Genomic DNA, 12,071 nt, shown 5'->3' with positions numbered 1-12,071 from the left:
GGACAAGGGGGCAAGAGAAATTTTTACTTTCTGCCTTTTCTTCCCTTCTGCCTTCTGCCTTTCAACTACGTTGCCAGACTTTGATGGTTTTATCTTGGCTGGCGCTGACGAGGGTTTGTCCGTCGGGGGTGAAAGCGACGGCGTTTACAGGTTGGGTGTGACCAGTGAAGATGCCAAGGAGTTTTCCCGAAGAGAGATGCCAGAGGCGGAGGGTGTTGTCTTCGCTGCCGCTGGCGATGATTTCTTCTTTGGGATCTAGGGCGATCGCATAAATGGCACCTATATCTTCTTTAATAGTGCGAATTAGTTTCCCAGTTTTCCAGTGCCAAAGTTTAATTGTGCCGTCGCGACTGCTGCTAATTAAAGTTTGATTATCTGGGCAAAAAAGTAATCCAGTGACAATATGAGAATGTGCTGTTAAAGTATGCAGTAATTTAGCATGGGGAGATTCTGATCCTGTTTCATCTTGCAAATACCAAATTTTAATTTTGCGGTAACTACCACTGGCAAGAAAAAGTCCATCTTGACTAAAAGTTAGGGAATGAGGAACACCATCACCCCAAGAAATAATCCCTGATGCTTCTCTCTGGCGACGGTTCCATAAATGGATTTTCCGGTCATCCCCACCACTAGCTAGAATTTGTCCGTTGGCGCTAAAACTTAAACAACGAACTATACCATTATGCTGTTCCAAAATATCAATTAAATCTTGAGCCCCTGGATGCCAAATTTTTAAGGTTGTGTCTGTACCACCACTAATCAGAGTATGATCTTCAGGGCTAAAAACCAAGGAATTAATTTCATCTATTTCCCAGTTTTTGACCCAAGGATATTCAGAAAGAGTACTAATTAATTGCCCATCTGTCAAATCCCAAAGGCAAATTACTCCGCGACTCCCACTAGCTAAAATTTGTCCTGTTAAATTGATAGCTAAACTATTAATTGCGTTATTATGTCCTGTCAGAGTGTAAGCTAATTTCCAACCTACAACTTCTTGATATAAAGAATTATCATCATTTGAGATTTTAATATTTTCTGAAATTAAAAAGCTTTCTGTGATGGGTGTGTTTGCTTTCTGAAAAGATGCTAGATAACAACCAATTCCTCCTATGTATAGTAGATCGGTTAATTTCAGGTATGTTTTCGGCCCAGTGAATGTAACTTGGTTAGTGGGAATAAAACCTGTGAAAATAATTGGAATTTCTGCTGTTGTCCGAGTGTCAGGAAACCCCAGTAAACACATAAATAATAAAACTTGGTGATTTTTTAGATCGTCTGTGGTAACACACCAGCGAACTTTATCTTTTTTGAGGCTATTAAAACTTTGACGATCGCAAACATAAACCTGAATTTTTACTTTCGGTATATCAGTTAGGATATAAGTAAATTTACTGGCGTTACTCAAGTTTCCTTCTGCATCTAATTCTATATTCGTAAGGGGGTCAATTTCCAGTTTTTCAACTAGATTTCCGAAACAGTAGTTAAGACTCGCATCAACCAGTTGTTCCCGTAATAAATATTCATAAGCTCCTTGTCGGAAGTGTTCCTGAAACTCTAGCCAAAAGTCATAATTATTCGGAATTTTAGATTGATTTTCAGCTAGTCTTTCGGCTTGATGTTGACATAATTGTTGGATTTCTTCAAACTGTTCTTCGTTAATAGTAAACATTTCACTATGACACCCGCGAATTTTTGTTTCCAGCAGGGAGTAGGCCATAGCTTTTTGCTTCTTTAGGCGTTGAACAAAGTCATTTTGAAGAAATTTTAGTGGGGTAGTCCAGTCCATTGTTTACTATAACTTAGCGTTATCTTCTAACCTTCTATTTGCTATAGATTGAGGAGAAAGTTTTTGATTATTTTGCCCATTTCTAACACTGGGAGCTAAACTAATTAAATCTTCAATATTGCGGCGCATATTGGCACAAATTGTATCTAATGGCAAGTCGTTGGTATCATATCCAAAAGGATTTTCTATTTCCACGCCAATTTCTTCAATTCCTAATAAAGTAAAGCTAATTATTACCACAACCAATCCCGTAAACCAGCCAAAATTCTCAACCATTTGCCAAGGTAATGATAGACAATAAATTAGTAAAAGTTGCTTTAAATGTATAGCATAGGCTAGGGGTATTGGTGTTTTCAAAATGCGTTCACAACCTCCTAAACAATCTACTAATTCATTGATTAATGTTTGTAATGCTGTTAACTGATAGATGTTTAAACAGTTACGCTCGTATTGGTATTGTAAATAATCGGAAATCCAAAAAGCAACTTCTAATGGAGGATTATTCATTCCTTTAAGCTTATGGTATTGCTCTGGGTGTATTAGTCCTTCTAATTGTTGACTTACAGGTTCAGAACGTAAGTGTAATTTAGTGGCGATCGCAAAAGCAACCAATAATCTTAATGTAGCAATTTTCCCTTCTCTGTCTTGTGGTTCTTTTTCTTCCACAGATACCCAAATTTGTCGAGCTAAGTTACGAGTAGTATTAGTAATTATTCCCCAAATTTTGCGTCCTTCCCAAAATCTTTCATAAGCCGTATTAGTCCGAAAAACCAACAATAAACCTAACACAATATTGGGAATAAAACTACCTAAAAAAGGTAAGGATACAGCTAATCCGTGATGGTGCATTGCAGAAACAATCACGCCTATTACGCCACAAAATATGGCGCGGGGTAAAACAGCCGGAACAACTGAACCTCGCAACTGAACGGCTGATTTATACCATTGTAATTTGTCTCTTAACATCCGATTTTGTCTGCCAAACTATTTTGAACTTTCTACAAACGATAATACTCTGGCTCTCTGGTATTTGTGGTAAAAACCCTGATTTTGGGCGCAACAGACAGGGTATTAGCGACTGGATTCCCTCTACAGTAAGGGTTTTGCACTCCCAAAATAATCTATTTCTCATTTTTGTCACAAAAATGTCATAGAATTTTCATAAAAAATTATTGCAGTTTCTTGATTTAGTTGCTAATCTGTGCATATTACTGCTTCATGTCCCTTGTGTATTAGGAGATGTACTACCCATGCTCTACGTTGTGAGTAATTCCAGAATTGCCTGAAGATATTTTTCTGATGGCTACTCGTTGACTGTTCCACTAGGTAGCCCAGAAACTTCTTTGTTGTTAGTTTAACTATTTCTATGGCTAATATTTTGGTACTTGACTCGGTTACTTTGGGTAGTTTCTATCAACATTAAACTTTTCTGATTCCAACTTTAAGGCAGATCTCAGATTAAATTTACGAAAATGAGGTTCCCAGCAATGTTTCTGAGATATGTCTTGAGTTTCTAATGTCAATTGTGAGTTATTTTTGTCTCATTCCCCACCGAGATTGTGTTAGCGAATTTATTAACTCGGTGAATAAAAATGGTGTGAGACCTCTACTCTGGAGGTTTTTATGGATATTCTAGGAAAAACAGCTCTAGTTACTGGAGCTTCTCGTGGAATTGGTCGTGCGATCGCACTAGAACTAGCAAAAAATGGAGTGAAACGCTTGTTATTAGTAGCTAGAGATCGCCAACGTTTAGCAGAAGTAGCCGCAGAAATTGAACTTTTAGGGGTAGAAGTTGTCACTCTACCTTTGGATTTATCGCAGTTAGTCAAGGTGAATATTGCGATCGCTCAAGCTTGGCGAGATTATGGCCCAATTCATCTTTTAATTAACTGCGCTGGAGTTGCACATCAATCACCTTTCTTGAAGTCGCCTTTGCCAAATGTTCAGCAAGAAATCGCGATTAACTTGATGGGAATGTATGCTATGACGAGGATCGTTGCACGACGGATGGCAGCACAAAAAGAAGGTACAATTGTTAATGTTTCCAGCTTAATGGGTAAAATAGCCGCACCCACAATGGCAACTTATTCAGCTACTAAGTTTGCTATTTTAGGATTCACTCAAGCTTTGAGAGGTGAATTAGCACCATACAATATTCGAGTAGTAGCATTGCTACCTTCCTTAACAGATACCGACATGGTAAAAGAATTACAATGGTTTAAATGGGTACAACCAACAACTACCGAAAAAGTTGCTAAATCATTGATTACCGGATTGCAGAAAGAACAGCCAGAAATTTTAATCGGATGGCAAAGTCATTTAGCAGTTTTAGGTCAAAAAATTGCCCCTTGGCTAGTAGATAGAGTTTTACTCATGGCTGCACCTTTACCTGACAATAAACCCAAACGTTACCGACGATTGCGAGAGGCGAGAATCTCTAATTAATTAACAAGTACAGGTACGTTATTGCGCTTCATCGCTCTTATTAGCTCCAAAGCGCAATAACATAAATTTTTTTTATTTCTAATTTCTCGATGCTATATATTTAGTGGTTAACCACATTTCAAAATCTTCAGCCGCTGCAATTGTTTCTAACTTATCCAGCCGTCTTTCAATTTTCTCTACTTGCTCTTCTTCTAAAGAATCTGACAATTTTTCATCAGAAAGCCAGACAAAAGCTGACCCGACTGCGGCGCTAGAAGCAATGACAACTGGTACAGTAACATTATCTTTAGCAGGTGAAAATATCATCCAAAAAGCAAACATTCCAGTAGCTAAAGACCAAATTTTCGTAGTAGCAGCAACTCGGATATCTGTAGTTTTTTCAGGTTTTCTTATTTTTGATTCTTCTGGTTGATACATAAGAATTCTGGTGTTCCCTAAGTCCCTTTACTAAATAAATTGCCACATTTAGCAAAGGTAGCGCGTCATACCAGAGGTTTGTATCAAATGGATTAAGCATTATTACATATTACTTGGGGAATAGAACTTTGGCGATCGCACTTTTCAAATCCAGCTAAATCGATCGTCTTCTCAACTCCCAATACTGCTCGGTTAAGGGTAGGGGCGTTCGCGAGTGCGTGCCGGAGGCATCAGCATTCGGGCGACAATTTATGTACTCAAACCCTAGATTTTCTGTCCGAATGCTTCGCCCTTCCAAAGGCAAAAAATGCTTAACCGAGCAGTATTGTCTCAACTCCTACATTTCAATTCCTAAATCTCGCAACCGTTGAGCTAAAATTTCCGCCCGACGTTCCGCTGCTTCTGCTCTTTGTTGAGCTTCTGCTGCTATTTGTTGAGCTTCTGCGGCGTGTTGTTCCGCTGCTTCTGCACGTTGCTTTTCCCTTTCTGCATCCGTCAAAATCAAATTTCCCTGTTCATCATACCAACGTAACCATAAACGATTAATTCCTTGATATTCACCTTGCCATAATCCTAAGCCCAATTCTAAGGGAGGCATCCAAACTTTTGATTCTGTTAAATTTAACTCTTGATAACGACCAGAAACTAAACTAAATACTCTTAATGTATCAGTGTAGCGATCAAACACCACATAATAAGGAACCCGCAAAATTCGCTCATAAACTTCCCACTTAGTAGGAGGTTGATTAACACTACTAATGGTCTCTCCCAAATCTTCTTTTTCCGTACCCGGAGAGAGCAATTCTACTACGACAAAAGGACTAATTCCCTCTTGCCAAAATACATAACTCAGGCGTAAATCTCCCCCATCATAAAGTCTCGGAACTCCCACAACCCCAAACCAATCTGGTCGTTTATACCAGTTTTGATGACGGACATCGTAATAGAGATTCATGTCACTTTCGCAAAACAATTGTTCGGGAAAAAACTGGCGCGGACGAAAAGTAAAACTCAAAAGTTGGGGTTGCAAATCATGAAATTCATCAGGCAATCCTGGTTCCTCCGGGTTTTCGCTGGGTAAATCATACATTGTCGGCAAAGTTTCTCTGGGAGAAAGAGGCGGATCAGTTTGTACTACTGGATATTTGAATCGAAACATGGGAATACTCATTCCACTGATTGCTATCTATCTATAAAATATTTTGCATCATTGTGTGCTAGCATTGGCAGTATTAGAGCTTAGAAATTTTTTATTTCCAAATAAGGACGGAATATTTTTTCTATTTTCTTTTCATCCTCTATATTTTTTATAATCTCTAACTGCCAAATTAGTTCCCTCATTCCTCGTGTGTCTACTTCTATATCGTCACAATTTATACTTAAAGTTGTGCCATCTTCTTTTTTATATGTTAATGTTGTGGGAAAACCCTGCTTCAATTTTATAGTTTCTTCTAACTTTTGAAATTTTAAAAATTTATTGTATGTTTCCTCAAGCCATTCATTTATTGTTTGATCATTGAAAATAAAGCTTGCTTCACGACGCATTTTTTTGTATTCTTCTATTTGCTCAATATCAATCTTGCGGGTTTGAGCAATTTCTGATAGCAATTCAATAATTGAGTGATATAATACAAAACGTTTATTATACAGACTTAACTGTAAGTTGGTTCGATTTACCTTATATTGCTGATAAGCAATGTAAGCTGCTATTCCGGCAGTTACAAGTGGTGCTATACCTCTTAATAAAATTTCCAAAATTGTTGTATTGAATGAAGTAGATAACTTCTCTATAAAAATACCAAATATATAAAATAAATAGGCAAATAATAATGGGAAACATAAAATAGGTAAAGCAAGTTTAAAAGATATTTTTATGAAAGGAGTAAATTTTTTATAATAACTTGAAAATTTATCATCAATATTGAAATTTTTATTAATTACAAAAACAGCTATTAATAGCCCAAAATAAAAGCCAAATATCATCCAATTACTTTTCATGCTTCTCCTTAAAAATTTTAATTACAGACTATTTACGATCAACGTGCTTTAATTATTCTGGCAATTCATGACCCATAGCAATTCCAATCAGTATCCATTCTTCCAGCACTTCTAATAGTTCCTTTCGACAGCTTTCCAAAGTACTACCTGTTGCCCATACGCCAGTTGCGCCAGGAATTTCCCCATAAAAACCTTCATCTTCCTCAAGCATTTCGTAGTGCGCCGCTTCCATTGCTTTCTGAATATATTCTTGAATCATTATCTACCTCTGCCTAAGTTTGATCGCAAAATCTCACAATCATTATCTTAATCCTTGCTCCCGCAAAACTTCATCAACCCAAGCTGCATTTGTTTCTGACAAAGCTGGTACACATTCTCGACTATAATCAATCTGCAAATCATAGCCTGCAATATCATAAATATTATGCAATAGATTCTGTAAGTCTAACACTGGTTCTTCATCTCCTGACTTTAAAGGAATAGGAAATTTAGGAATTTTATCTTGTAAATTAAAAGCATATAAATCAGCTAATGGAAGACGGTCGCTACGACAAACCAAAATCCTATAATCACTTTCTATACCATTACTAAAAAACGGCATCGCTTGCCAATTTCGCAAAAAATCAATTTCTACTAAATGTGTCAAACTTCCTAATATTTTCTTTCGTTTTGCTGTGTATGCTTCCCTTCCATCCCCAGGCCGTTTGTTCACAGGTGAGAGAATTTCGATTACCGTTACTACCTCTTTCTTCTCTACATCTCGAATTTCTAAATATCCCTGTCTAATACTTTCAGCAATCGGAATTTCTACCGTTATTGGTTGCGATCGAGGTTCAGCAACAGTAACATTAGTTGAAGTCGGATTTAGTGAGGTTTGCGATCGCCCTACAGTTACATCAGGAATCCCAACTAACAAATTTTCCCCATAAGTTTCATAAACTCGCACTTCCACAGCAACTATGTATTTAGGACGTAACAGAGGAGATAAAAACTCGGCAATTTTACTAATCAAAAAGTGATGTACACTAGGCCATAAGTTATGATTTTCTAAATAGGGATTCATTCCCGGAAATGGAGAAGGCATTGATTTACCTCAGCGATCGCGTTATAAATATTATACTGATTGCCCAAGTCAAAAGATCTAATTAAATCATCTGCGTACCCCTTCGGAGAAACAAGCTACATCTGCATTCATCTGCGATTAAAAACAAAACTTGTAAATTATACAAAAACTTCTTTTTTCAATTTAACACTTCATATTTTAATTAGCACCTTCTCTTCCTGGGGTCGAATAATAAAACGCTGTTTCTAATGCCTGTACTAGGTTTTCTCGTTCTTGCCTACTCTTTTTAACAATCTTAATCTCTTGATTTTTATTAGTAAGAATAGTTAATATGTAGTCCACTTGCTCAAAACTACTATTGAGACCAATCATGATAATTATAATTCCTATTATCATTGCTAATGGTTGCACAAGAAGAACACCAAATATTAATAACAACGCACCTAAAATTACTAGGTCATTTCGTGCTTGATTAACAACTCTCCTTTCTTCGCTTCTAGTAAAACGATGGAGATCTCGTATCCGATAGAAACTATTTCCCTGTTGCAAAACAGTTGAAGTAATTCGGACACCGCCTTGATTGTAAAGTGTTTCTTGGGGAGCAACCATTGGTAAGCTATTTAAAGTTGTGTAATTTAAGATAAATAGCTTCGCTTGAGAACAGTTTTTCAACTCTCCCCAATTACCCTGTGGGTGGGTAGCTAATAACTCCCACCCAAAACTATGTGATGATTTGAAACGGTATTATGCACCCAATTAAATTGGGTAGATTAAGCTATCTATTTCACATCATAACCAAACAAATTCGGATCGACTTCTCCTGATTGCAAATCTGCGAAACCATACTCCGCCCAGCGTCTTTCTACCATCGCCGCCACATCAGGATCGGACTCCAAAGGTGCGCCCCATTCGTGTTCTGTTTCTGGTGGAATTTTGGTAGTTGCATCTATTCCCATGCGTCCACCTAAACCGATTTTTTCGCTAGCAAAGTCCAAACTATCAAAAGGCGTATTTGGCAGAATAAATACATCTCTGGTTGGGTCTACTTTTGAACAAATTGCCCAAACAACTTGGCGGGGATCGCGGACATTGATATTTTTATCGACCACAATGACGAATTTGGTGTAAGTAAATTGAGGTAATGCACTCCAAAAAGCTAAAGCGGCGCGTCTTGCTTGTCCGGGATATGCTTTATCAATGGAGATAATTGCTGCTTTGTAACTTAGTGCTTCCATTGGCAGGAAGAAATCAACAATTTCGGAGACTTGTTGGCGTAAAATTGGGGTGTAAATGCGATTAAGTGCGATCGCCATCATCGCTTCTTCCTTCGGGGGACGACCACTAAAAGTCGTCAAATAAATCGGATCTTTGCGATGTGTCACGCAATGAAACCGAATTAATGGCGAATCTTCCACGCCGCCATAATATCCCATGTGATCCCCAAATGGGCCATCAGGTAACATTTCCCCTGGTGTAATTGTTCCTTCTAACACAAATTCTGAATCAGCGGGAACTTCCAAATCTACTGTTTTGCACTTCGCCAATTGGACACCAGAACCGCCGTATAATCCAGCAAATAACCACTCAGATAAATCTACGGGAATCGGAGTCGCAGCTGCCATAATAATTAGAGGATCTACACCTAGCGCGATCGCAATTTCCAACTTCTTCCCATTTTCCGCCGCCTTCCGTAAATGTCTCGCCCCACCTCGCACAGATAACCAATGCACAGTCATAGTGTTGCGAGATTGCAACTGCAAGCGATAAACCCCCACATTTGGTGTTCCCGTTTCGCAATCTTTAGTAATCACCAATCCCAAAGTAATAATCTTCCCAGCATCACCAACATAAGGGCGAATCATCGGAATTTGATTAAGATCTAAATCATCACCTTGAATTACCACCTGTTGACAAGATGGGAAAAAATCCCTTCCTGGTTTCGCCTTCAACACATCAAACAACACCTTACCAAACTCCACCGCCTGTGCAATCTTTTTCGGGGGTTTTGGTTGTTGCAGCATCGCCAATTTTTTCCCCAAATCTTCCAACTCCAAAGGATGCTGCATATTCATCGCCCAGCAAATCCTTTCCACTGTCCCCATTAAATTCACTGCGACAGGAAAAGGAGAACCTTTAACATTTTCAAATAGTAACGCAGGCCCACCCCGTTGTAGCATTTGGTTAGAAATCTCGGCAATTTCCAAATCTGGGTCAACCAACGCGGAAATTCGCCGTAATTGTCCCCTTTCTTCCAGTAGTTTAATAAATCCCCGTAAATCCCTAGCCATTATTTTAAGATTTGTAAAACATCCTTTTTTATATTATGTGAGAACGTGCTACTAAGTCAGGACACTTTCTTTGAGGGTAAACATGAAATGTCCCCAATGCCAATCTACTTCTTACCGCAAAAATGGTCGTCGCAATGGCAGACAAAACTACTTGTGTAAAAATTGTGGGCGGCAATTTTTAGAGACAGCTAGTTCTGTTTTGCCAATTACGGAAATTTCTGCGCCAGAATTATCCACCAATTTAGAATCAGAGTCAATGGCAGAAGTCACACCTGTTACTGAGAGCAATTATTCGGAAAATTTGCCCTCTGATATGCAGATGGATGAGCAAATTATATCTCCTTCTGAAACTGGTGTTTCTGTGTTGCTTTTAGATGTGGAAAACCTGAAAATTGACCTAAATGCGGAAAAGTTTCTGCTTAGTTTAGCCCAATCTCCGCAGTTGATTAAAATTGCTTTTGCGAATTGGCGAAATTCATCGTTGGCAAAACAAGATGCCCAATTGTACGATCGCGGTTATCAATTAATTCATGTTCCTCATGGCAAAAACAGCGCCGATGCCAAAATGATTGCTTTTGGTGCATCAATTTTTAAAGCATATCCCCAAGTTAAAGAAGTATTTATTTGTTCTTCTGATGGGTTATTGATGCACCTTTGTCACCAGTTACAAAGTCATGGTTTATTAGTTTATTGGGTTCGCCGTAAAGATGGAAAATTAATTGTCGAAAATCGTAATACTGGAGAAATTAAACATTACTTAATTAGCTTAAGTACAGAAATTCCCCATTTAGATATGCTCATGAGCGAACTTGAAAGTTTGCTTCAGTCCGAGCGACAATCCCTTGATGAAAAAATCTCAAAAATATCGGCTTTCTCAGAACTTTTCCAAGCTAGATGTAGTATAGTAAAACAGGAAAATATTGTCAGCGAAAAATCAAGCATAACGACAACTCAATCAGATAATACCAACAATTTAGCAATGGAGGTTATGTTAAATTCTGGCGAGGTTGCTAATTATATCAATAATTCTATAAATGGCGCTCAGAATGGAGCCGCAACAAATGGAAATAGCATAGAACCGATCGATAGCAAGGAAAAATTGGAAAAATCCTTAATCTACTTAATCAAAACAATGAAGTCTCAAAATCCCAAACAAGATATTTGTACTAACACATTAACCAAAGAATTTATGAATCTTTATGGCAAACCGCCCAGCTTGGTAATTAAAGAATTAGGTTTAGGCAAGACGTTAAGTAAATTTCTCAAATCTTGTAATTGTTTCAAACTTAAACAAAAAGGGAATCAATACAAAATTGAATTAACTTAATCAGTAGTCAGCGATATCCTAAATGCTATGATCCAATATCCAGAAACGCAAGTTTCTTGAAAATGGTAACATTTAACTAAAACATCTGATGTCGCATCGTTTAGCAATTAAAATTGAAGCTATTCTGTATTTAAAAGGTCAGCCACTTTCGCTATCAGAAATCGCTGAGTATGCTGGCTGCGATCGCGCCGAAGTCAAAGAAGCACTGATCGAACTAATCAATGACTATGCACATCGCGACAGTGCCTTAGAAGTAGTAGAAACACCAGAAGGTTACAGTCTACAATTGCGATCGACCTTTCATAATCTCATGCAAAATTTAATCCCCCCAGAACTAGGAGTCGGGGCTTTACGTACATTAGCAGCGATTGCCCTCAAAGGCCCGATCTCCCAAACCGACTTAGTAGACTTACGAGGCTCAGGAGCGTACCAACAAGTACAAGAACTAGTAGAATTAGGCTATGTCCGCAAACGCCGCCAAACTGATAGTCGATCGTACTGGCTACAAGTCACAGATAAATTTTACCAATACTTCCAACTCGAAGAACTCCCCAAAGTACTCGAACAGCCAGCCCAGAGTTGAGCAGAGGGGCAGAGGAGCAGAGGAGCAGGGGGGCAGAGGGGCAGAGGGGCATGGCAGAAAGTTTTGAGTTGTAGGGGCGGGTTTAGTAGATAAATCTGTGTTCACAACAAAAGAGTTAACAACAAAACCCGCCCGTACTAGTGCATCTGGGCAGAAATTTCCCC

At 38.4% G+C, this 12,071-nt stretch carries 12 protein-coding genes; 3 read left to right on the top strand and 9 right to left on the bottom strand.

The window, feature by feature from the left end; translation table 11 throughout:
* Positions 1-61: 61 nt before the first annotated feature.
* Together IQ264_RS28185 and IQ264_RS28180 are read right to left on the bottom strand one after the other, a co-directional pair.
* Entirely contained in the window at positions 62-1,717 is a 1,656-nt protein-coding gene (locus IQ264_RS28185; protein WP_193985241.1) for a WD40 repeat domain-containing protein, read from the bottom strand.
* A gap of 75 nt (positions 1,718-1,792) precedes the next feature.
* Entirely contained in the window at positions 1,793-2,752 is a 960-nt protein-coding gene (locus tag IQ264_RS28180; protein WP_193985238.1) for a bestrophin family protein, read from the bottom strand.
* A 657-nt stretch (positions 2,753-3,409) separates the two neighbouring features.
* Here IQ264_RS28180 and IQ264_RS28175 point away from each other — a divergent pair.
* Positions 3,410-4,231: an SDR family NAD(P)-dependent oxidoreductase gene (locus tag IQ264_RS28175; protein WP_193985236.1), complete on the top strand. Its 822-nt coding sequence runs from the start codon at positions 3,410-3,412 to the stop codon at positions 4,229-4,231.
* 78 nt (positions 4,232-4,309) lie between these two features.
* Here IQ264_RS28175 and IQ264_RS28170 read toward each other — a convergent pair whose 3' ends face one another.
* The 7 genes from IQ264_RS28170 to IQ264_RS28140 all read right to left on the bottom strand — a co-directional run bounded on the left by IQ264_RS28170 (position 4,310) and on the right by IQ264_RS28140 (position 9,997).
* Positions 4,310-4,648, bottom strand: coding sequence for a hypothetical protein (locus tag IQ264_RS28170; RefSeq protein ID WP_193985234.1), 339 nt, complete (start codon positions 4,646-4,648; stop codon positions 4,310-4,312).
* Positions 4,649-4,985: 337 nt separating this feature from the next.
* Positions 4,986-5,807: a Uma2 family endonuclease gene (locus tag IQ264_RS28165; protein ID WP_193985243.1), complete on the bottom strand. Its 822-nt coding sequence runs from the start codon at positions 5,805-5,807 to the stop codon at positions 4,986-4,988.
* A gap of 80 nt (positions 5,808-5,887) precedes the next feature.
* Positions 5,888-6,646, bottom strand: coding sequence for a hypothetical protein (locus tag IQ264_RS28160; protein WP_193985232.1), 759 nt, complete (start codon positions 6,644-6,646; stop codon positions 5,888-5,890).
* A 52-nt stretch (positions 6,647-6,698) separates the two neighbouring features.
* Positions 6,699-6,905 carry a type II toxin-antitoxin system HicB family antitoxin gene (locus IQ264_RS28155; RefSeq protein ID WP_193985230.1) on the bottom strand — a complete coding sequence of 69 codons (207 nt, stop codon included), beginning with the start codon at positions 6,903-6,905 and terminating at the stop codon, positions 6,699-6,701.
* Positions 6,906-6,947: 42 nt separating this feature from the next.
* A complete protein-coding gene (locus IQ264_RS28150) occupies positions 6,948-7,730 on the bottom strand; it encodes a DUF4058 family protein (protein WP_193985228.1) in 783 nt (260 codons plus the stop codon).
* Between the two features lie 177 nt (positions 7,731-7,907).
* Positions 7,908-8,381, bottom strand: a complete 474-nt coding sequence (locus IQ264_RS28145; protein WP_193985226.1) for a DUF6232 family protein — start codon at positions 8,379-8,381, stop codon at positions 7,908-7,910.
* Between the two features lie 107 nt (positions 8,382-8,488).
* On the bottom strand, positions 8,489-9,997 hold the full coding sequence (locus IQ264_RS28140) for a UbiD family decarboxylase (RefSeq protein WP_193985224.1): 1,509 nt from the start codon (positions 9,995-9,997) through the stop codon (positions 8,489-8,491).
* A gap of 82 nt (positions 9,998-10,079) precedes the next feature.
* On the opposite strand from IQ264_RS28140, the gene IQ264_RS28135 reads away from it, so the two are divergent.
* Both IQ264_RS28135 and scpB read left to right on the top strand, forming a co-directional pair.
* A complete protein-coding gene (locus tag IQ264_RS28135; RefSeq protein ID WP_193985222.1) occupies positions 10,080-11,324 on the top strand; it encodes a transposase-like zinc-binding domain-containing protein in 1,245 nt (414 codons plus the stop codon).
* Between the two features lie 88 nt (positions 11,325-11,412).
* Complete coding sequence (scpB, locus tag IQ264_RS28130) at positions 11,413-11,907, top strand: SMC-Scp complex subunit ScpB (RefSeq protein ID WP_193985219.1); 495 nt, start codon at positions 11,413-11,415, stop codon at positions 11,905-11,907.
* Positions 11,908-12,071: the final 164 nt, after the last annotated feature.

The sequence above is a fragment of the [Phormidium] sp. LEGE 05292 genome (assembly GCF_015207735.1).
Classification (GTDB): Bacteria; Cyanobacteriota; Cyanobacteriia; order Cyanobacteriales; family Aerosakkonemataceae; genus Floridanema.
Note: the sequence above shows the minus strand (reverse complement) of the source record. Positions and strands in the feature narration are given on the sequence as shown.

Bases quoted from the DNA above. Each gene is read 5' to 3' on its own strand.
- IQ264_RS28165 (WP_193985243.1), bottom strand. From the start codon at position 5,807: ATGTTTCGATTCAAATATCCAGTAGTACAAACTGATCCGCCTCTTTCT.
- IQ264_RS28160 (WP_193985232.1), bottom strand. From the start codon at position 6,646: ATGAAAAGTAATTGGATGATATTTGGCTTTTATTTTGGGCTATTAATA.
- IQ264_RS28175 (WP_193985236.1), top strand. From the start codon at position 3,410: ATGGATATTCTAGGAAAAACAGCTCTAGTTACTGGAGCTTCTCGTGGA.
- IQ264_RS28155 (WP_193985230.1), bottom strand. From the start codon at position 6,905: ATGATTCAAGAATATATTCAGAAAGCAATGGAAGCGGCGCACTACGAA.
- IQ264_RS28185 (WP_193985241.1), bottom strand. From the start codon at position 1,717: ATGGCCTACTCCCTGCTGGAAACAAAAATTCGCGGGTGTCATAGTGAA.
- IQ264_RS28180 (WP_193985238.1), bottom strand. From the start codon at position 2,752: ATGTTAAGAGACAAATTACAATGGTATAAATCAGCCGTTCAGTTGCGA.
- IQ264_RS28170 (WP_193985234.1), bottom strand. From the start codon at position 4,648: ATGTATCAACCAGAAGAATCAAAAATAAGAAAACCTGAAAAAACTACA.
- IQ264_RS28140 (WP_193985224.1), bottom strand. From the start codon at position 9,997: ATGGCTAGGGATTTACGGGGATTTATTAAACTACTGGAAGAAAGGGGA.
- IQ264_RS28135 (WP_193985222.1), top strand. From the start codon at position 10,080: ATGAAATGTCCCCAATGCCAATCTACTTCTTACCGCAAAAATGGTCGT.
- scpB (WP_193985219.1), top strand. From the start codon at position 11,413: ATGTCGCATCGTTTAGCAATTAAAATTGAAGCTATTCTGTATTTAAAA.
- IQ264_RS28150 (WP_193985228.1), bottom strand. From the start codon at position 7,730: ATGCCTTCTCCATTTCCGGGAATGAATCCCTATTTAGAAAATCATAAC.